The sequence below is a fragment of the Pseudochrobactrum sp. B5 genome (assembly GCF_001939785.1).
GTDB lineage: Bacteria > Pseudomonadota > Alphaproteobacteria > Rhizobiales > Rhizobiaceae > Pseudochrobactrum > Pseudochrobactrum saccharolyticum.
In genome coordinates, this window is sequence record NZ_MOYL01000002.1 from 239,214 (window position 1) to 260,389 (window position 21,176).

A 21,176-nucleotide genomic window follows, 5' to 3' on the forward strand; every position below is an offset into this window, starting at 1 on the left:
CGATTCTTGAAATAAGCGTAAAATCCTTGCGGATTTTCCGGTTGCACTTCTGTATTGCCCAATATTACGGGCAATTATGGATGTAATTATCAGCTTTAAAGCGTGTTTATTGAAGTGTGAAACTTTAAAACATGCTTTTCGCGATATGAATTTGACCTTACGTCCAAAATTAACCAACATGCTGCCGTATTTGCCGTTATCCTGCGGCACATCTTGAATCAGGAAAATTGAACCATGTTGAAAAAGATTGCTATTGCCGCAACCGCAGCGACCTTTCTGGCCGGTTGTACAACAGATCCTTATACAGGTGAACAGAAGATCTCCAACACCGCCGGCGGTGCAGGTATCGGTGCTGCTGTCGGCGCGCTGGGCGGTCTGATGGTCGGCGGCTCGAGCACTGCGCAGCGTAATGCTGTTCTGATCGGTGCCGGTCTTGGCGCGCTGGGTGGCGGTGCAATCGGTAACTATATGGATCGTCAGGAAAATGAACTGCGCGCGCAGCTGCAAGGCACCGGCGTATCGGTTACCCGTAACGGTGATCGCATTATCCTGAACATGCCTTCCAGCATTACCTTTAACACCGATCAGGATGTTGTAATGCCGCAATTCTATTCGACACTGTCTTCAGTGGCGATTGTTCTGCGTAAATTCGACAAGACACTGGTTGATATTAAAGGTCATACGGATTCAACCGGTTCTGCTTCACATAACCAGAATCTGTCGCAGCGCCGCGCTATGTCCGTTGGTAATTATCTGAGTGGTCAGGGCATCGATGGCCGTCGTTTTGCGATTATGGGCTTTGGCTCAACCCAGCCGGTTGCTTCCAATGCAACACCGGATGGCCGTGCGCAGAACCGTCGCGTGGAAATCGAGATTTCTCCGCTCAAAGGCGTGTAAGGCTTTTAAAGCTGTTTCAAAGAGCCGCTCCGGTCATGCCGGGGCGGTTTTTTATTGCCTGCTGGAAGAGGGCTAAGTCTGTGCCGCTACGACAATATGATCGAATCGACGTTTGGCTAAATCCGTTCCCGTCTTGTTTTAATTTTCGAAATCTTTTTTAGCGTTGCATTATTTATAAATTAGAACATCAGAAGAACAAAATGTTATATTGATTTAAAATCAATGACTTAATCCTATTGCAGATTGAGAACAAATAGGATACATATTATCCATAAAGTTTCATTCTGCGGACTTCAAGTGACGCAAAGGGATAGTGTAAAATGTCTCAGAATTCATTACGACTTGTTGAGGATAAATCAGTGGACAAATCAAAGGCTCTGGACGCGGCACTGTCACAGATTGAGCGCTCATTCGGTAAGGGCTCGATCATGCGCCTTGGCCAGAATGACAAGGTAGTGGAAATTGAAACTGTCCCGACCGGTTCGCTGTCTCTGGATATTGCGCTGGGCGTCGGTGGTTTGCCTAAAGGGCGTATTGTTGAAATTTACGGGCCTGAAAGCTCGGGTAAAACAACAATGGCGCTGCATACAATCGCAGAGGCGCAGAAAAAAGGCGGCATTTGTGCCTTCGTGGATGCGGAGCATGCACTTGATCCGGTCTATGCCCGCAAGCTCGGCGTTGACCTTGAAAACCTGCTGATCTCGCAGCCGGATACCGGTGAGCAGGCGCTGGAAATTACCGATACGCTGGTGCGTTCCGGTGCGATTGACGTGCTGGTTGTCGACTCCGTTGCAGCTCTGACACCGCGTGCGGAAATTGAAGGTGAGATGGGCGATTCCTTGCCGGGTCTTCAGGCACGTCTGATGAGTCAGGCTCTGCGTAAGCTGACCGCTTCGATTTCCAAGTCCAATACGATGGTTATCTTCATCAACCAGATCCGTATGAAGATCGGTGTGATGTTCGGTTCACCTGAGACCACGACCGGTGGTAATGCGCTGAAGTTTTATGCTTCTGTTCGTCTGGATATCCGCCGCATCGGTTCGATCAAAGAGCGCGATGAAATCGTAGGTAACCAGACCCGCGTTAAGGTTGTTAAAAACAAGCTGGCTCCTCCGTTCAAGCAGGTTGAGTTTGATATTATGTATGGTGCCGGTGTTTCCAAGACCGGTGAGCTGATCGATCTTGGCGTAAAGGCCGGTATTGTTGAGAAATCCGGTTCATGGTTCTCTTATAATTCGCAGCGCCTTGGTCAGGGACGCGATAATGCGAAAAACTTCCTGAAGGAAAATCCGGAAGTGGCTAATGAGATCGAGCTGACTTTGCGCCAAAATGCCGGTTTGATTGCCGAGCAGATGCTCGACAATGGCGGCGGTGAAGATGATGCACCGGATGCCGCTGAAGCGTAATTTATTGCGCTCAGATCATTGATAAGATCGCAATACCCCGCATTACATGCCGTGATGCGGGGTATTTTGTTGCTGCAGCACTTCAATACATGCAGATATATGGGCGGATATCTGGACACTGCATGATCATCTGTTTAAAAGCAGGCAGTAACAATAACGGATATGGTTACATGCTGAAGGCGATCGGGTAATTATCTGGCCGGATCAAGCTGTTGCGCAAACCGGATCCCATACTTATTTGAGATATGACAGGCCGTGTTACTACGGTTTAAATCGGGCAGAACCCAAAGGTGAATAATGAGCGGCGTTAACGAGATCAGGTCAACATTCCTCGATTATTTTCGTAAGAATGGCCATGAAGCGGTGGCGTCGAGCCCGCTTGTGCCACGCAATGACCCGACTTTGATGTTCACCAATGCCGGTATGGTTCAGTTCAAGAACGTCTTTACCGGTCTTGAAACACGTCCTTACAGCCGTGCTGCAACTGCGCAGAAATGCGTGCGCGCCGGTGGTAAACATAATGATCTGGATAATGTCGGCTATACTGCACGCCACCACACATTCTTTGAAATGCTGGGGAATTTCTCCTTCGGCGATTATTTCAAAGAGGAGGCAATTACCTTTGCATGGAATTTGCTCACCAAAGAATTTGGTCTGAACAAAGATAAGCTGCTTGTTACCGTTTATCATACGGATGACGATGCTGCGAATTACTGGAAGAAGATTGCCGGTCTGTCGGATGACCGTATCATCCGTATCGCTACCAATGACAATTTCTGGTCGATGGGTGATACCGGCCCTTGCGGCCCTTGCTCGGAAATCTTTTTCGATCACGGCGACCATATCTGGGGTGGCCCTCCGGGATCAGCTGATGAAGACGGTGACCGTTTTATCGAGATCTGGAATCTCGTTTTCATGCAGTTCGAGCAGATTACAAAAGAAGAGCGCATTGACCTGCCGCGTCCGTCGATCGACACAGGTATGGGGCTGGAGCGTGTTGCTGCTGTCTTGCAGGGCGTGCACGACAATTATGATATTGATCTGTTCAAAGCACTGATCCGTGCGTCGGAAGAAGCAACCGGCGTGAAAGCTGAAGGCGGACAGCGCGCCAGCCATCGCGTTATCGCCGATCATTTGCGTTCTGCCAGCTTCCTGATTGCTGATGGTGTTCTGCCGTCCAATGAAGGCCGCGGTTATGTGCTGCGTCGTATTATGCGTCGCGCCATGCGTCATGCACAGTTGCTTGGTGCGCGCGATCCGCTGATGTATCGTTTGCTGCCGACACTGGTTCGTGAAATGGGACAGGCTTATCCGGAGCTGGTGCGTGCAGAAGCTCTGATTTCTGAAACGCTGAAGCTTGAAGAAACCCGTTTCCGTAAGACACTTGAGCGCGGTCTTGGTCTCTTAAGTGATGCAACAGAGAATATGAGCGAAGGTCAGAGCCTTGATGGTGAGACTGCATTCAAACTCTATGACACCTATGGTTTCCCGCTTGACCTGACGCAGGATGCACTGCGCCAGCGCGGTATTACTGTTGATACCGATGGTTTCAGCGCTGCTATGGAACGCCAGAAGGCTGAAGCCCGTGCCAATTGGTCAGGCTCCGGTGACGCAGCAACGGAAAAAGTCTGGTTCTCGGTACGTGATAAAGTCGGCGCAACAGAGTTCCTCGGCTATGATACCGAAAAGGCTGAGGGCGTTGTGACCGCTCTCGTGCGTGATGGTCAGATCATTGACAAGGCTGCGCAGGGTGAAACTGTCAGCATTATCGTCAACCAGACACCATTCTATGCGGAATCCGGTGGTCAGCAGGGCGATGCCGGTTTCATCTATGGCGATGGTTTTGTCATTGAAGTGACCGACACAGTGAAGAAAGCTGATGGTGTATTTGTCCATCAGGCTGTGATCCGCGAAGGCAAGCTCGCAACCGGTGATGCCGTTGAGCTGGTGGTTGCTCATGATCGCCGCAGCCGTATGCGCTCCAATCACTCGGCAACCCATCTTCTGCATGAAGCACTGCGCGAAACGCTTGGTGATCATGTAGCGCAGAAGGGCTCTCTCGTTGCTCCTGAACGTCTGCGTTTTGACTTCTCGCATCCGAAGCCGATCAGCGAAGAAGAGCTGCGCAAGGTTGAGAGCATTGCTAATGAAATCATTCTGCAGAACTCGCCGGTTGTTACCCGCCTGATGGCCGTGGATGATGCGATTGAAGCCGGTGCTATGGCGTTATTCGGCGAGAAATACGGCGACGAAGTGCGCGTGGTTTCCATGGGCACTGCGACACAGGGCGATAAAGCCGGTAAAACCTATTCTCTGGAACTGTGCGGTGGTACGCATGTTCGTCAGACCGGTGATATTGGTTTGGTTCGCATCGTGTCGGAGGGTGCGGTTGCGGCCGGTGTTCGCCGTATGGAAGCGTTGACCGGTGAAGCCGCACGTCTTTATCTGGAAGAGCAGGATGACCGTGTTAAAGCGATTGCATCTGCTCTGAAGACCACGCCGTCGGAAGCGCTTGATCGCGTGAACAGTCTGATTGATGAACGCCGTAAGCTGGAAAAAGAGCTGACAGAAGCTCGTAAGAAACTGGCTCTTAGCGGCGGTTCCTCCAAATCGGACAATGAAGCGAAGACCATTAATGGTGTTCAGTTCATGGGGCGCAGTGTGACCGGCGTTGCACCGAAAGACCTGAAGCCATTGGCGGATGAAGGTAAAAAAGCACTCGGCTCCGGCATTGTTGCTTTCATCGGTGTAAGCGAAGACGGTAAGGCCAGTGCAGTTGTTGCTGTAACGGATGATCTGACATCCCGCTTCAGTGCTGTTGATCTGGTGCGTGTTGCGTCGGCAGCGCTTGGCGGTCAGGGCGGCGGCGGCCGTGCAGATATGGCGCAAGCTGGTGGCCCGGATGGTAGCAAGGCTGATGAAGCACTGACTGCCCTTGCTAAAGCCATTGAAGGCTGAGCTTTGAGAAAATGCTGAAATAAGAAAGCCGCCGGAATTTTCCGGCGGCTTTTTGTTTGTAAAAGATATGCAAGATGCCGGAGGAGGTATCTTCATCACGAATTTGGGCTGAGGAAACGGGCGGAGAACTATGAGTAAAGTTGTTCTGATTACAGGTGCAAGCCGTGGTATCGGGCGGGCGGCAGCAATTTTGGGCGGTGAAAGAGGCTGGTCGGTCGGGATTAACTATGCCGGAAATCACGAAGCTGCAGAGCTGACTGCCGAGGATGTGCGCAAAGCAGGCGGACAAGCGATCATCTTACAGGGCGATGTCGCTGTTGAAGCCGATGTCATCGCGATGTTTGACGAGACTGAAAAGCAGTTTGGTCAGCTGGATGGCGTTGTGGTCAATGCCGGTATTGTTGCGCCGTCACAGCAATTGGCTGATATGAGTGCGGAACGGCTGAAACGCATGTTCGACGTAAATGTGCTGGGTGCCTATCTCTGCGCGCGTGAAAGTGCACGACGCCTGTCTGTTGAACGGGGCGGCAAGGGCGGTTCGATTGTTCTGGTGTCATCCGTTGCTTCGCGGATTGGCTCGCCGTTTGAATATATTGACTATGCCGGTTCAAAAGCTGCCGTGGATACATTGGCGCTCGGCCTGTCAAAAGAGCTGGGTGCCCAGAAGGTGCGCGTCAATGCTGTGCGGCCGGGTTTGGTGAATACGGATATTCATGCCAGCGGCGGGCAGCCGGACAGAGCACACAGGCTGGGTGTGAATACGCCAATGGGGCGGCCGGGTGAAGCCGTTGAAATTGCCGAAGCAATTGTCTGGTTGCTGAGTGATGCTTCATCTTATACATCCGGTGCGCTGCTGGATGTATCCGGTGGTCGTTGAAGCATAATGCCCCAAGTCGCGCTGTTTTAAGCAGAGGTGAAAATGTGAGGCGTACGCAGCATTGCAGCGGAAATCTGAGACAAAGTAAAAGGCGCTGTGTTTGATGCACAGCGCCTTTACAATTTTAGAGCATATTTCTTTAAACTTGGATCAGTTTAAGGCAACATTATGCTCTGATTTTAAAGTGTTAGAGCGAGTTTTCTGTGCCAGGTCCGGCACACGGCGCTCTAATGAAATTTATTTGCTGTAGATGAAGTCCGGCAGGTTCAGTAGCAGTTTTTTCAATTCCGGTTCATCAACACGCGCTGCAGCTTCTTCAGGGCTGACCCATTCACTGATACGCTGACCGCGCTCCGGCCAGTTCTTCGCCATGCGTTCAAATTCAACGGCATAGACATTAACGGTAAAGCTTGGAATGGCTTCGGCTGGCAGATCATATTTCATATAATCAAACTGACCAACAGGATCAGGATTAACAGAGCCGCGAATGCCCGCTTCCTCAAAAGCCTCACGCAGTGCCATGTCATGCAATGTCTTGCCGGCTTTAGGCCAGCCTTTTGGTGTAATCCAGCGACCGGTGCCGCGACTTGTAATCAACAGAATTTCAGGAGAGGGGCCGGGATTTCGATAGACCAATGCCGCAACCTGCAGAAGGCGTCCTGCAGCTGTTAAAATCCGTTTATCTGTCGCGACAATTCCGCTTCCCTGTATATTCACTGAGTTTACTTACCTTTTTATATATTTTGTTGGCCATTTTGAATATATGGCATTTATTCATATGCTTATTCTGAGATGCATATTGTTTATGCAAATCATTATCCTCATCAATATGGTTTTAAATTGTCTGAGGTGTGATCGTCTTAAGAATAAGGCGAATTATATTTGTTAAGTTCCGGCGCTTTATCTGTCAGGATATCATGTTGACCACCCATTCCGGTCAGTATGATCTGGCAGCGCTTATTTTTTGTAGTTTACGCAGATAAAAATTTAGCACAGCTGCCGGTTTTATCAGTTGCTCGGAGCCGGCATTGCAGTGTCGCCATCAGAAAAATCTGACGGCGACACAAATCATTTAACCGCGATGGCCTTTGGCAATCGGTTCCTGATAGGTGAAACCCATATCCCAAGGGAAATAAATCCATGTGTCCTGCGAGACTTCGGTGACGAATGTATCAATCAGCGGACGTCCCTGCGGCTTGGCATAAACAGTCGCAAAATGTGCTTTTGGCATCATATCACGTACAATTTTTGCGGTCTTGCCGGTGTCGGTGAGATCGTCAATGACCAGAACGCCTTCGCCGCCGTTTTCCAGCAGTTTTTCACCGATGGATTTGATAACGCGCAATTCACCCTGTTCACTGTAATCATGATAGGAGGCAATGCAGACGGTTTCGATCATGCGGATGCCAAGCTCACGGCAGATAATGGCTGCCGGTACCAGACCGCCACGGGTGATGGCGACAATTGCGTGCCAGTCTTTACCCTGTCCGGAAATACGCCATGCGAGTGCGCGGGCATCGCGATGAAATTGGTCCCAGGAAACCGGGAAAGCTTTATCAGGCAAGGACATCGAAATGCTCCGTTTATAAAATAGTCTGACAGATCCGCCGTCTCAGATGAAAGTTGCGGTGGCTCTGTACTGTTGTTTCGTTTCAGTATGATTCAAACCGGCAGAGAGTTTGAAAACAGTAAAATATCCGCCGGGAACCGGATTCATTACATCCGCTTCTGATCAGAAATAATGACGGTATTCCGGCAGAGTACAAGACCCTAAATTCGGCACATCATTGCAGATTTACCGTTTTCAGGTGATTTACCGTGATAAACGAAAAAGCACTTTTCTGGCAATATTAACTTTGCCACAACCGCAGATAAATCTGCTGTTGTACGTGATTTTCACTTGTTTTCGTTTTCTTTCGTTTCTGGTGCCGGATATAGAGCACTTCTGCGCTGGAGCATGTCGCGGAAAAGCGGGTGCCGGTTTTCCGATAGTGACATGCGTAAAAACAAAGAGATAGAGCGAGCGCAGTGAATGCAATTCAATGCAACACGCTCTAGAGCGGTTTACGTCCATGCTGGATCGCAATACTCGCTCTAGATTCTTTAGTTTGTCGCATGATCCTACGCAAAACCGCTTCGCACTTTTGCCGGAAATGCTCTGGAAACAAGGATCAGCGTGAAAACAGTGTCAGACAGGGCATGTTCGCCAGAAATGAGCGTGTGACACCGCCAAAGATCAGCTCTTTCAAGCGCGACTGGCTGTAGGCCCCCATAATCAGCACATCAATTTCATTGGCTTCGACATAGGCGCGCAGACGATCCTGAACGGTTTGCCCTTCGGAAGGGATCAGATCAATTCTGGCTGAGATATCGTGGCGCTGATAGGCCTGCTGCAATCTGACCGCGATTTCCGGTGCTTCGCGCGGCGCGTCAGGGTCGCGATGCGGGTCAGGGATAACCGTTGTTGCCGCTTCTTCACTCTCGGGTTTTGGCGCATTGACCCAGACAATGCGTACAGTCGCACAATGGCGTGCCAGCGGCAAAGCATCGAAAGCAGCGCTGGACGCTTCATATTTTCCGTTAAAAGCGATTGCGAGCTGACGGATGCTGCGGGGCGGATGGAAATTATACGGCACGATAAGTGTCGGGGTTTTGGTATTATATACGAGCTGATCCAGAGGGGTGATCTGTGTGTCCGGATCATCCGGATCGGCCTGTCCGGCCAGGATGAGATCTGCAGCCATGCCGAATTCATTGATGGTCTGGCTCGCATTGTCGCTTTCGGAGCGGACGATCAGGAATTCAGACGTTGTGGCATAGCGGGTAATCTGTTCCTGAAAGAGGTGGGCAACAGCCTCGGCATTTTTCTGATGATGCCGAAGATGCCCTTCATAAAAACTGGCATCTATAAAGCCGCTTGCATCAGAATAAATAACCGGTGTCGGAATAACATAGAGCCCGGTTACATGCATGGGCTCCCCGTCTTGCGCGAGCAGCGCAAGAGCCCTGTATATTCTCTGCAATTCCTGTGTGCTGCGGATATAGGCGATGACGGTACGATAGGACATGGATAACACTCCGTATTCGTTACGCGTGAAAGCTGCGCAAATTCAGATGACTTTATTTCTCGGCATCAATCCCCCTTTTATAGCGGGGGATCAATCATAATCTGCTGTCCGTTTCCTCAATAATACCTGACGTGTATTATAACGTATTTTATGGCGGTGATAAACGCAAATGCTTGCAATTATTGCTGAATATCTGCCAGCATTTTCTCAACGGCTGCGGCTGCCGCGGCGAGTTTTTCCTCATCGCGTGCACGCACAACCAGCTCTGTCGAAAACTTGCCGTTCTCGAATTTCGGATAAGAGCCGATGATTGTTTCAGGATGGGATTCCTGAACTTCACGCAGGGGAATGCCGATCACACCCTCGCCAAACGGGCAGATAATTGTGCGGGAATGAAAGCGGCTGCCGGTACGCAAAGTTGGCAGAATATTCTCGACCATTGCCTGAAAAACGGAAGGCACACCGGCCATCACATAGACATTCGCAATAATGAAGCCGGGGGCAACAGAGACCGGATTTTCAATATGCTGTGCGCCTTGCGGCATACGCGCCATGCGCTGGCGCGACGGCGTGAATTCCATGTCTCTGGATTTATAATGAGCAGCCAGCAAGGCCATGGCTTTTTCATCATAAATACAAGGCAGGCTGAAAGCGGCAGATACGGCATCCGCAGTGATATCGTCATGGGTCGGGCCGATACCGCCGGACGTAAACAGATAGTCATATGCTTCACTCAGCTCAAGCACGGCCTTAACAATGGCCGGTTGATCATCGGCGACAATACGAACTTCGGTCAGGTCGATACCGGCATCATAAAGGCGGTCGGCCATATAGCCGATATTTTTATCTTTGGTGCGGCCGGAGAGCAGTTCGTCGCCGATTGCCAGCATTGCCGCACAGATAATCACGGGTTGTTTATTCGTCATGGGAGACTCCATTCACAACCAGAACATGACCGGACTGGGCACCGATCGTCAAGTGATGCTGATGTGCTGATTTGCGATCCGCATTGTTTCATAAAGCGGAAGCATTGCTGTGCTAACGGCCGGTTATTGTCCTGAATGTTGAACAGTGCGTCCTGTAAGTCGCGACTGGTGCATTTCAATTTCTGTATTAAATAGGATGCATGGATATCAATGTGGTTGTCGGTTTTGTCTCAGAACAGCATCGGCAGACCTGATTAGAACGGAGAATTTTCGAATATGGCTAAGGTTCTGGTACTTTATTATTCCGCTTATGGTCACATGGAACAGATGGTGAAAGCCGCTGCAGAAGGTGCGCGCGAAGCCGGTGCTCAGGTGGATATTAAACGCGTTGCAGAACTGGTGCCTGCTGAAGTTGCCAAGGCTTCCGGCTTCAAGCTGGATCAGGAAGCAGAAGTTGCAACACCTGCAGATCTCGAAAATTACGATGCGATCATCGTTGGCGTTTCTTCGCGTTTCGGCACCATGTCTTCGCAGATGAAAAACTTCTTTGACCAGACCGGCGGTCTGTGGGCCAAAGGCGCATTGGTGAACAAAATCGGTTCCGTTATGGCTTCGTCTGCAACACAGCATGGCGGTCAGGAACTGGCGCTGATCTCCACCCAGTGGCAGCTGCAGCATCACGGTATGATTATCGTTCCGTTGTCCTATGCCTATCAGGGGCAGCTCGGTAATGATGTTGTTCGCGGTGGTGCACCTTATGGTATGACAACCACTGCCGATGGTGACGGCTCCCGTCAGCCTTCCGAGCAGGAACTCGAAGGTGCACGTTTCCAGGGCAAGCGCGTTGCTGAAATCGCCGCTAAAGTTCACGGCTGATTATAGAGCAGGGCAGGAATGCCCTCGCGGATAATCTGAAAAAGCGGCTCCGGCCGCTTTTTTTATTGCGTGTTCACGACCGGAAACTTGCGTGAAAAATGACCGGTAAACAGGTGAATTCTGGCCTGTCAGCGACAGAATCCCTTAGCAGTCTGCAGATTCGCAATGCCGGCATTTCGTGCCTTGGATCGTGTAAAATTGGGAACCTCTTGGTGCTACAGAGGGCAAAATGCCGGTTTTCAGGGGTTATTTCTGTGTTTAACCCTGCTTTTGCGGGGTCGAAAAGGAAAACTCTGCTTGGTTCAGCTGTTTCTTTGAATAAACTTCGCCAATCCGGCTGAGTCGTAACCAGCGGAAAAAAACACGAAAGGAATTACCTCATGAACAAGAATGAACTGGTTGCTGCCGTTGCAGAAAAATCAGGTCTCACCAAGACCGATGCTGCTTCAGCCGTTGACGCTGTGCTTGAATCCGTCACCGGTGCATTGAAGGACGGCGGCGAAGTTCGTCTGCCAGGTTTTGGTATTTTCTCCGTCTCCCATCGCGCAGCTTCCACAGGCCGTAATCCTTCGACCGGCAAGGAAGTTGAAATTGCTGCGCGCAACGTACCAAAATTCTCGGCTGGTAAAGGCCTGAAAGACGCTGTTAACAGCTAATCAGTCTGTGACGAGGGCAGGGGAAATTCAGATTATTCCTGCTCTGCCAGAGATCTGCGGAAACGGCATTGCTGTGATTTTTAACAAGAGCAGCAAGTGCCGGTAATTTCCGGCCGATCTGAATTGATATAAAAAAGCCGCGAAGACTGTCTGGTCTCTGCGGCTTTTATTTTATGCAGGAATATATGTGACCCGAATTTTGAGCGGCGCTTGTTATTTATTGCTCGGCGGATTGTTGCCGATATCCATGATGATCGAGCCGCTGATTTTCACTCTGGTCTTGCCGACCATAAAGCTGCCGTCCGGATTGCTCTGAAGATAGGTTTCATCCGGTTCTGCATGCGGCGGCGTCACAATGGGTTTGGCAGGTTTAACACCGGGCAGGGAGTAGACAGGTTCGGGAGTTTCCTGCTTTGCCTTTACCGGTACGCGCATGTCCTGAGCTGAGGCGGGCAAGATCAGCAGCAGGGCTGCCCCTGTCATGAATGCGGATAATGTTGCCGTTTGTCGTTTTCTCATGGGAAAGCATTGTCCGTTTGTTACAGGCTGAGATGAATTTGACATAATAGCTGTCTTCATAATCAGCAATGAATCATGGCATAATATAGTGCAGGAAAACAATTCCCGTAGTGCACAACCGCCGGATCGCGCCGGCGGAATGGTTAAAATTCATAACAATTTCGTGAGTAATGCCGGAAGATGCGCGGCCGATAATATAAGGTGTAAAAATCCGGTTTTTAGTCTAAGCTTCAAAGAATTGATGTGAAAACGGCAAAAATTATATTGATCGGAGATAAATTTACCGTTTGCAGACAAAATCTTGCGCCGAAATTGGGCAAATCCTGACATTTCTGATCCGCATTTTCCTTCTTGTGAATGCGTTGAGCCGGAAACGGGTTTATCAACCGGCCTGATATGAGCCGGTAATTTCGTTGCCGGACAATGCTGATGACCATAGCGTGACCAAGCATGAGTTGACAATTTTCAGCTTAACGTACAGTTATCGCACCCTATTTAATAAAAACGTGTGTCCAGCCATGCCGATTGGACATTCTTCGTTCTGTATCCATTCTGCGGCAGGAGTGCCACATAAGATGATTAAGCGTTTCATCATCGCGATTATATTGCTTGTTCTGGTATGCGGAGGGCTGATCGGGTTTAACCTGTTCCGTGCGCAGGCCATTAAGGACTTCTTTGCAAATATGAAGCAGCCGTCACAGGCGGTTTCAACCCTCGAGGTCAAACCGGGCCAGTGGCTGCCCGGCGTTGAAGCAATCGGTTCCGCCCGTGCTGAAGACGGTGTCAATCTGACTTTCCAGATCGACGGTATTGTCAAAGAAATCCTCTTCAAGCCTAACCAGCACGTCAAAAAAGGCGATCTTCTGGTGCAGCTGGATGATGAAATCCAGAAAGCTGATCTCGCAGCAAGCAAGGCTGAAGCCGAGCTGAGCGAGCAGAATTACAAGCGTGCACAGACATTGCGCACACAGGGCGTCGGCGCTGTATCCAATGTTGATACAACCGCTGCGGCTTTGTCTTCTGCAAAGGCAAATGTTGCCAAGGCACAGGCAACAGTTGATCTGAAACGCCTTATTGCACCTTTCTCCGGTGTGATCGGTATTTCCCGCGTGGATATCGGCCAGTTCATGGCACCCGGCAATGTTGTGGCAACATTGCAGAATGTTGACACGATGCGTGTGGACTTCACCGTGCCGGAACAGGAACTGAAGAACCTGTCGATCGGTCAGGAAGTTCAGATCGGTGCATCCGCTGCGGATTATGCTTTCAAAGGCAAAATCATCGGTATTGACCCGAAAATCGACCCTGCAAGCCGTCTGGTTTCCATTCAGGCACAGGTTGATAATTCTGAAAAATCACTGGTACCGGGTCAGTTCGTACAGGTTCGTGTTGTGCTGCCGGAAGAAAACAATGTGATTGTTCTGCCGCTGACCAGTGTCGTGACCAGCCTTTATGGTGATTATGTTTTCACTGTTGTGAAAAAAGAAGCTGCGAAAACCGATACCGCTCAGGCAGCAGATGCACCAAAGACAGATGCAGCAGCAACAGCTGATGATCTGATCCTGCATCAGGTGTTTGTGAAGCTTGGCCGCCGTACCGGTAATAATGTTGAAGTTCTGAGCGGCGTTAAGGAAGGCGATATTGTCGTGACTTCCGGCCAGAACCGCCTGAGCAACGGGATGGGTGCGCATATTGACAATAAGGTCAATCCTGCTGATGCCCAGAAGAAACCATAAGGTCGAGAGATGAGCTTTTCTGATAGTTTTATACGCAGGCCGGTTCTTTCGATTGTTGTTGCGCTGATGATTATCCTGCTTGGTTTGCAGGGGATTTTTAATCTGTCAGTGCGGCAGTATCCGGAAGTGGACGAAACGGTTATTACCGTTACGACCGCCTATGCCGGTGCCAGCGCGGAGCTCATTCAGGGCTTCATCACCGCGCCTATTGCGAAAGCAGTGGCGACGACTGAAAATGTTGACTATGTGACTTCCAAAAGTAGCCAGTCACTCAGCACTGTTACGGTTCAGATGAAGCTCGGGGCTAATCCCGATGCGGCGCTGACAGAGGTTATCTCCAAGGTCAATCAGGTTCGCGGCGATCTGCCGAGTGAATCGGAAGATCCGGTCATCTCCAAAGGTACCGGTCAGTCCTTTGCGACCATGTATCTCGCCGTTCAGAACCCGAATATGACCAATGAGCAGATCACGGAATATATTGACCGCGTGATCCGTCCGCGCATGTCCACCATTGAAGGTGTGGCCGATGCACAGATCCTCGGTGGTCAGGAATATTCCATGCGCGTATGGGTTGATCCTATCCGTATGGCTGCCCGTAATGTGACAGCTTCGGAAGTGCTGGCTGCGATTAAAGCATCCAACTTCCTGTCGGCACCGGGTAAGACAAAGAACGAATATTTCGCAACTGCGATTACCCTGCGTTCCACTTTGCAGACGCCTGAGGCTTTTGCGGAGATGCCTATCCGTGCGGAAGGTTCCGATATTATCCGTATGCGCGATGTTGCCAATGTTGAACTGGCCGCAAAGAGCACGGATACTGTTGTGACATTCAACGGTTCCAGCGGTACATTTATCGGTGTGTTCCCGACGCCTTCGGCTAACCCGATTGACATGGCAACAGCCGTGAACAAGGAACTGCCGAGCATTCAGGACAGCCTGCCGCAGGGCATGAACATCATTCTGGTTTATGATGCGACCGAGCAGATTTCTTCTTCGATTGTTGAGGTTTTCAAAACAATCGCTGAAGCGATGATTATCGTTGTTATCGTGATCCTGCTGTTCCTTGGTTCGTTCCGTTCGGTTCTGATCCCGATTGTTACCATTCCGATCTCGCTGATCGGTGTGTGTTTCTTCCTGTTCATTCTCGGATTCTCGATCAATCTTCTGTCCTTGCTGGCGATGGTTCTGGCCATCGGTCTGGTGGTGGACGACGCGATCGTGGTGCTTGAGAATATTCACCGCCATATTGAAGAAGGTCTGACACCGATCCATGCATCCTTTGTGGGCATGAAGGAAATTACCTCTTCCATCGTGGCGATGACGATTACACTGGCTGCGGTGTTTGCACCGCTCGGCTTTACCGGTGGTCTGACCGGTTCGCTGTTCCGTGAATTTGCGTTCACACTTGCCGGTGCGGTTATTCTGTCCGGTGTGGCGGCGCTGACCATCTCTCCGATGATGTGTTCGCGCATGCTGAAACATGGTGAAGCCAGCCGCTTTGCCCAGTTTGTAGACCGTTTGTTCACCCGTTTTGAAAACGGCTATGAACGCTGGGTTTCCGGTTCTCTGAACTATCGTCCGATCACCATGCTGGTCGTTGTGTCTCTGGTTGGTGTTATGGGCTTCCTGTTCGTGAACACCTCATCGGAACTGGCTCCTGAAGAAGATTCCGGTGCGTTGTTCTCGATGTTCAGCGGCCCTAAATATGCGACATCAGACTATACCAAGCTTTATGCAGACCAGATCGATGAACTGACAAAAGATCTGCCTGAACTGAAAGCCCGTTTTAACATTGTCGGTTTCGGCAGTGCGACAAACGAAGGTATTGCTCTGTGGGCATTGAAAGACTGGTCGCAGCGTGACCGTTCGCAGAAGCAGATTCAGGAAGACCTGACCAAGCGTATTAAAGATGTGACCGGCGTACAGGCCTTCATCTTTGCTCCGCCGTCGCTGCCGGGTACCGGTGGTGGTCTGCCGATTTCGATCGCTATCCAGTCGACAGGTTCGTCTGATCAGGTTTTCGAAATCTCTGAGGAAATCAAGAATGAAGCGCAGGCTTCGGGACAGTTCATCATTGTTCAGAACTCCCTGTCGTTCAATTCTCCGCAGACAACGATTGAAGTTGACCGTGAACGTGCATCCGCAATGGGTGTGACTGTCAGCGAAATCGGTGCAACCCTCGGTCTGATGACCGGTGGTGGTAAGGTTGCCCAGTTCGACCGTGATAATAACAGCTATGATATTATCATGCAGGTGCCGGATGAGTATCGCCGCAATCCGTCCAAGCTCGGTGAATTCTATGTTCGCAGTGCTTCGGGTGAGATGGTGCCGCTGTCTGCCGTGGTGAAGATTGTAAATCAGGCTTCCCCGACTGCAATTGAACAGTTCAACCAGCTGAACTCCTCAACGATTTCGGCTCTGCCGCTGCCAGGTGTTACAACCGGTGACGGTCTGAAAACGATCCTTGATATTGCCAATGCCAAGTTGCCGGAAGGCTTCTTCATTGACTATTCGGGTCAGTCACGTCTGGAAATCGAGCAGGGTAATACAATCCTGATCGCCTTCTCGCTCGCTGTTATCGTGATTTATCTGGTGCTGGCTGCACAGTTCGAAAGCTTCCGCGATCCGTTCATTATTATGATGACCGTTCCGCTGTCGATTTTCGGTGCGATTGTGCCGCTGAACCTTGGTCTCGGTACGCTGAATATCTATACGCAGGTTGGTCTGATTACCCTTGTGGGACTGATTACCAAGCATGGTATTCTGATGGTGGAATTTGCCAATCAGCAGCGCCATGAACACGGACTGAGTCGTCACGATGCGATTATCGCTTCGGCTAAAACTCGTCTGCGTCCGATCCTGATGACAACTGCAGCTATGGCGCTCGGCGTTGTGCCGCTGATGATGGCAACCGGTGCCGGTGCGGCAGCGCGTTACTCCATGGGTCTGGTGATCTTCACCGGTCTGATGGTCGGTACAATGTTCACCCTGTTTGTGGTGCCGATGTTCTACACGCTGATCTCTGCGAAGACCGTTAAACCTCTGGTTTCGGTTCCGACAGAGGAAGAACTGAAGGCGGAAGTGCAGTCTGCCCATCACTAGAGCGGTTATATAAAATAAGGAAAAGGCCGGTCAAAAGACCGGCCTTTTTATTTGAAGATGTTGCTTCCAAATTTTACCGGTAAAAATACAAAATTTTTCACTGTGGTGATTTCAGGCTCTGGTATTGTGTAGTCATTACTATATATATATGATCCATGACCAAATTTTCCGTTCTTGATCTCGCGCCGATCACACTCGGCAGCACCGCAGCACAAGCCATGCAGAACAGCGTTGAGCTTGCACAACATACCGAGAAACTCGGCTTCCAGCGTTACTGGCTGGCCGAGCATCATAATATGCCGGGCATTGCCAGTGCGGCGACAGCCGTGCTGATCGGCCATGTGGCCGGTGCCACAAAATCCATCCGTGTCGGGGCAGGCGGTATTATGCTGCCCAACCATTCGCCACTGGTGATTGCCGAACAATTCGGCACCTTGGCCTCGCTTTATCCGAACCGTATTGATTTGGGCCTAGGGCGTGCACCGGGCACGGATCAGGTGACATCCTATGCCTTGCGGCGCAATTCCAGCTCGGATGCGCAGTCCTTTCCGCAGGATGTGGTGGAGCTGCTGGGCTATTTCGGCGAGCCGACTACAGAACAGCGTGTGCGTGCTTATCCGGGCTCTGGCTTGAATGTGCCGGTGTGGATTCTTGGCTCCAGCCTGTTCGGGGCGCAACTGGCGGCTATGCTTGGTCTGCCTTATGCTTTCGCTTCCCACTTTGCCCCGGGTGATCTGGATGATGCGATTGCGCTTTACCGGCACCGTTTTGAGCCGTCGCAATATCTCGATAAACCTTATGTGATGGCCGGATTTAACGTCTTTGCAGCCGATACGGATGCGGAAGCCCGTTTGCTGTTCACTTCCATCCAGCAGGCTTTTGTGAATTTGCGCACCGGTAATGCAGGGCAGTTGCCGCCGCCGGTCGAAGGCTATGAGGAAAATCTCGATCCGCGCTTTGTTCCGATCATCAAAGCTGCGCTTGCCTGCTCGGCTGTGGGTAATAAAGAAACTGTGCGTCAGCAGATTGATGCTTTTGTTGCCCGTACTGATGTTGACGAACTGATGATTACAGCGCAAATTTTTGACCATCAGGCGCGTCTGCATTCATTTGAATTGCTGGCGGAAGCAGTCGGACTGAAACCGGAATAAGAGCATGGTTGGATTGGCAGTACGTACCAGAGAAACAGGCGCTGTAGCGACATTACAGGGGCAGGAGAAGCCGCTGATCCGCTCACTGACCGGCGGCGAGCTGACACTGGAAAATACGGTTTCCGGTGCGGGTTTTAATGCGATTGATCTGCTTTATGCCTCTCTCTCGGCTTGTCTGGTAATGAGTGCACGCATAGCTGCGCGAAAACTGGGGTTGATTGAGAGGATCACCAGCTATGAGGTCAAAGTCAGCGGTGAGAAAACTGAGCATGAGCCATACCGCATTACACGGTTCAATGTGCAGTTTCTGATTGCCGGTGAACTGTCTGATGATGAGCGCCATGAACTGGCAGAAGCAGCAGAAGCCATGTGTACGGTCAGTAATACACTCAAAGCCAGTGCTGATGTCGTGCTGACAATTGGCAGATAAATAAAAAGCCTGCTGTGAAATCACAGCAGGCTTTTTTCTTTGAGCAGAATATTGACGATCAGCTGTTGAGCTTCAGCCAGTCCGCCAGTGATTTGCGGCTGTTGCCGTCGCGGCCGGTAAAGCTCTCTGCGGCGCACATGGAATTGAGAATGGCCTCCTGAGTGGATTCTGTTGCTGCACGGAACAGCTGGTCAATCTTATCTTCATTCAGCGCCTGCATGGTCACCAGATCGGACTTCTGGTCGTGATCAATAGTGTTGCCGGTGGTGAAGCCGATCACAATATCCCCGCTGCCATGACCCCAGAATGCACCAAGGCGTGCGATACCCGCACCGCAGCGGCGAATGACGCGCTGTAACTGGCGGTGCTCCAGCGGAATATCGGTTGCCATAATCATCATGATCGAGCCTTTTTCTTCGTTGTCGGGGAAATCCGGTGTCGGATGACGGCCATCCGGCAGCGTCAGATCGCCTTTGCGACCAAAATTGGAGAGTACCAAAGTGCCCAGATGATAGTCTTTACCATCCAGTTTGATGCGGCGGGATGAAGTGCCGATACCGCCTTTGAAACCGAAGCAGGTCATGCCGGTGCCGGCACCGACATTACCCTGTGCCACTGCGCCCGTGGTTGCAGCATCGAGTGCCGCATAAGCGTGCTCTTCGATAACGGCCATAGCCTGAATATCATTAAGCGGGCCGTCATTGCATTCGCCGACAACCGCATTAACGGTTGAGGTGGTGCGGCCGATATCGCTGTTCGCAGCAATAGCGCGTTTGATAAGTGCATTCACGCAGGTGCCGGTGCTGAGTGTATTGGTCAGCAGGATTGGCGTTTCCAGTGAGCCAAGCTCGTTGACCTGCACAAGACCGGCGCTTTTGCCAAAGCCATTGATGGATTCGGATGCTGCCAGAACCTTCTTGCGGAACATATTGCCGTCATGCGGCACAATCGCAGTAACACCGGTATTGATATTGCCTTCACGGATGGTGGTGTGACCGACTTTAACGCCCGGAACATCGGTAATGGCATTATGCGCACCGGTCGGCATGATGCCGCAAACAATACCGAAATCGCGTGCTGAAGCAGACATAGGATACTCCTGTTAAAGCATTTCCAACAAAAGTGCGAAGCGGATTGCGTCGGATAATGCGTGAAAACAAAGATTTAGAGCGGTTAAAAATCCATCTTAAATGCAACGGCTCTAAATCCGTAGAGGCATGAGGTAAGAAACAGATCGCAGATAAAGAATGACAGCCCGACCGGTTTCCGGAGGGGCTGTCAGGGCATTATCATCAGGCATTAAAAAGAAACGTAGTATCACTTCTGCGGCGATACTGCCGTTTCAGTGTGGTGCTAATGCCCGACATATGATCAGTGCCAAGGAAATTAAACGGTCTTTTCCGGGGGAGGCCCAAAAGATCAGAACCGTTTACGGGGCGCTTGCGATCATGACGGTATCCGGCCAGAATTACGAAATTATGGCCGGATGAATTCAGTTTTATCGAAGATTTAAGCCGACAGTTTTTAGAGACACAGTTTTCAAAGAAAACCGGTTCCGTTTTTTAAACTGCTTTAGCAATCTCGATATATTTTTCCTGCAGGCTGCGGGTAATTGCACCCGGCTTGCCGTCTGCAATGACTGTGCCTGCAATTTTCACAACAGGGGTCACAAAACCGGAAGCACTGGTCTGGAAGGCTTCTTTCGCTTTGAAGGCTTCTTCAAGCGTAAAGCGGCGTTCTTCAATCTTCAGGCTCTGTTCTTCAGCAATTTTAAGCATGGCCAGACGTGTGCAGCCCGGCAGAATTGCATTCGAATTCGGGCGCACAATCAGTGAGCCTTCTGCGGTGATGATGAATGCACTGGAGGACGCACCTTCAGTAATATAGCCGTCTTCCTGCATCCATGCGTCCTGACAACCATGCGCGGTTGCTTCCTGCTTGGCAAGTACCTGAGCCAGCAACATCACAGTTTTAATGTCGCGGCGCTGCCAGCGGATATCATCCACAACGTGAATGGCAATACCGTTCTGCTGGGAGGCGGAACCGATCAGCTTTTTCACCTGTGTGAAAGCAACCAGTGTCGGTTTCATATCCGCGCTGTAAACGAAATCGCGATCCGCAGCACCGCGGGTGATCTGCATATAGACCACACCTTCAGTGAGATTGTTGCGCTTGATCAGTTCGTTCTGCATGGCAATGATGTCTTCGTCGCTCATCGGCGCCGGTACATCAATCATCTTCAAAGAACGGCCGAGACGCGCCATATGGGCATCATTGTCAACGAGCTTGCCATCGATAACTGCACTGACTTCATAAATCCCGTCTGCGAATACGAAACCGCGGTCAAAGACCGAGATCTTGGCTTCTTCTTCAGGGACATAGGCACCGTTTACATATACAATTCGGCTCACAACGCATTCCTTGGCGTTAAAATTTTATGGGAATCTGCTGAAACTGAAGCTATGAAAAAAAATCCGGCAGAGCCAATGCTTTGTTTTTTGGTTGTTATGCAAGATTTGCATATTCTGCATGACAGATATTCTGTCTGTGATAATGCGACATATAATGCCGGAA

Annotated in this window: 17 protein-coding genes; 10 read left to right on the plus strand and 7 right to left on the minus strand. The window is 50.6% G+C overall.

Annotated elements, in window-relative coordinates:
* Window positions 1-234: 234 nt before the first annotated feature.
* The 4 genes from BKD14_RS07630 (at window position 235) to BKD14_RS07645 (ending at window position 6,138) form a co-directional block, all read left to right on the plus strand.
* Window positions 235-897 carry an OmpA family protein gene (locus BKD14_RS07630; RefSeq protein ID WP_075654967.1) on the plus strand — a complete coding sequence of 221 codons (663 nt, stop codon included), beginning with the start codon at window positions 235-237 and terminating at the stop codon, window positions 895-897.
* Between the two features lie 320 nt (window positions 898-1,217).
* Window positions 1,218-2,303: a recombinase RecA gene (gene recA / locus BKD14_RS07635; protein ID WP_028233868.1), complete on the plus strand. Its 1,086-nt coding sequence runs from the start codon at window positions 1,218-1,220 to the stop codon at window positions 2,301-2,303.
* Between the two features lie 297 nt (window positions 2,304-2,600).
* Entirely contained in the window at window positions 2,601-5,261 is a 2,661-nt protein-coding gene (alaS, locus tag BKD14_RS07640) for an alanine--tRNA ligase (RefSeq protein WP_075654969.1), read from the plus strand.
* 130 nt (window positions 5,262-5,391) lie between these two features.
* Window positions 5,392-6,138: an SDR family oxidoreductase gene (locus BKD14_RS07645; RefSeq protein WP_075654972.1), complete on the plus strand. Its 747-nt coding sequence runs from the start codon at window positions 5,392-5,394 to the stop codon at window positions 6,136-6,138.
* A gap of 237 nt (window positions 6,139-6,375) precedes the next feature.
* Here BKD14_RS07645 and BKD14_RS07650 read toward each other — a convergent pair whose 3' ends face one another.
* The 4 genes from BKD14_RS07650 to BKD14_RS07665 all read right to left on the minus strand — a co-directional run bounded on the left by BKD14_RS07650 (window position 6,376) and on the right by BKD14_RS07665 (window position 10,132).
* Window positions 6,376-6,855: an NUDIX hydrolase gene (locus BKD14_RS07650; RefSeq protein ID WP_022711914.1), complete on the minus strand. Its 480-nt coding sequence runs from the start codon at window positions 6,853-6,855 to the stop codon at window positions 6,376-6,378.
* Window positions 6,856-7,210: 355 nt separating this feature from the next.
* Entirely contained in the window at window positions 7,211-7,708 is a 498-nt protein-coding gene (gene gpt / locus BKD14_RS07655) for a xanthine phosphoribosyltransferase (protein WP_022711913.1), read from the minus strand.
* Between the two features lie 601 nt (window positions 7,709-8,309).
* Window positions 8,310-9,206, minus strand: a complete 897-nt coding sequence (locus tag BKD14_RS07660; RefSeq protein ID WP_075654974.1) for a universal stress protein — start codon at window positions 9,204-9,206, stop codon at window positions 8,310-8,312.
* A 179-nt stretch (window positions 9,207-9,385) separates the two neighbouring features.
* The gene (locus BKD14_RS07665) at window positions 9,386-10,132 is read right to left on the minus strand and encodes a competence/damage-inducible protein A (RefSeq protein WP_075654976.1); all 747 of its coding nucleotides are present in this window, start codon (window positions 10,130-10,132) and stop codon (window positions 9,386-9,388) included.
* Between the two features lie 276 nt (window positions 10,133-10,408).
* Between BKD14_RS07665 and wrbA the strand changes: the two genes are divergently transcribed.
* Window positions 10,409-11,008 carry an NAD(P)H:quinone oxidoreductase type IV gene (gene wrbA, locus BKD14_RS07670; protein WP_075654978.1) on the plus strand — a complete coding sequence of 200 codons (600 nt, stop codon included), beginning with the start codon at window positions 10,409-10,411 and terminating at the stop codon, window positions 11,006-11,008.
* Between the two features lie 380 nt (window positions 11,009-11,388).
* Window positions 11,389-11,664, plus strand: coding sequence for an HU family DNA-binding protein (locus BKD14_RS07675; protein ID WP_022711909.1), 276 nt, complete (start codon window positions 11,389-11,391; stop codon window positions 11,662-11,664).
* Between the two features lie 213 nt (window positions 11,665-11,877).
* Here BKD14_RS07675 and BKD14_RS07680 read toward each other — a convergent pair whose 3' ends face one another.
* Window positions 11,878-12,183 carry a hypothetical protein gene (locus tag BKD14_RS07680; protein WP_245293595.1) on the minus strand — a complete coding sequence of 102 codons (306 nt, stop codon included), beginning with the start codon at window positions 12,181-12,183 and terminating at the stop codon, window positions 11,878-11,880.
* Window positions 12,184-12,758: 575 nt separating this feature from the next.
* On the opposite strand from BKD14_RS07680, the gene BKD14_RS07685 reads away from it, so the two are divergent.
* The 4 genes from BKD14_RS07685 to BKD14_RS07700 all read left to right on the plus strand — a co-directional run bounded on the left by BKD14_RS07685 (window position 12,759) and on the right by BKD14_RS07700 (window position 18,602).
* Complete coding sequence (locus tag BKD14_RS07685) at window positions 12,759-13,919, plus strand: efflux RND transporter periplasmic adaptor subunit (RefSeq protein ID WP_075654982.1); 1,161 nt, start codon at window positions 12,759-12,761, stop codon at window positions 13,917-13,919.
* A gap of 9 nt (window positions 13,920-13,928) precedes the next feature.
* The gene (locus BKD14_RS07690; RefSeq protein ID WP_075654984.1) at window positions 13,929-17,021 is read left to right on the plus strand and encodes an efflux RND transporter permease subunit; all 3,093 of its coding nucleotides are present in this window, start codon (window positions 13,929-13,931) and stop codon (window positions 17,019-17,021) included.
* A gap of 155 nt (window positions 17,022-17,176) precedes the next feature.
* Complete coding sequence (locus tag BKD14_RS07695; RefSeq protein ID WP_075654986.1) at window positions 17,177-18,172, plus strand: LLM class flavin-dependent oxidoreductase; 996 nt, start codon at window positions 17,177-17,179, stop codon at window positions 18,170-18,172.
* 4 nt (window positions 18,173-18,176) lie between these two features.
* Window positions 18,177-18,602, plus strand: a complete 426-nt coding sequence (locus BKD14_RS07700; protein WP_075654988.1) for an OsmC family protein — start codon at window positions 18,177-18,179, stop codon at window positions 18,600-18,602.
* Between the two features lie 58 nt (window positions 18,603-18,660).
* On the opposite strand, the gene BKD14_RS07705 is transcribed toward BKD14_RS07700, so the two are convergent.
* Both BKD14_RS07705 and BKD14_RS07715 read right to left on the minus strand, forming a co-directional pair.
* The gene (locus BKD14_RS07705; RefSeq protein WP_075654990.1) at window positions 18,661-19,692 is read right to left on the minus strand and encodes a P1 family peptidase; all 1,032 of its coding nucleotides are present in this window, start codon (window positions 19,690-19,692) and stop codon (window positions 18,661-18,663) included.
* Between the two features lie 472 nt (window positions 19,693-20,164).
* Entirely contained in the window at window positions 20,165-21,013 is an 849-nt protein-coding gene (locus tag BKD14_RS07715; protein WP_075654992.1) for a D-amino-acid transaminase, read from the minus strand.
* Between the last annotated feature and the right edge of the window lie 163 nt (window positions 21,014-21,176).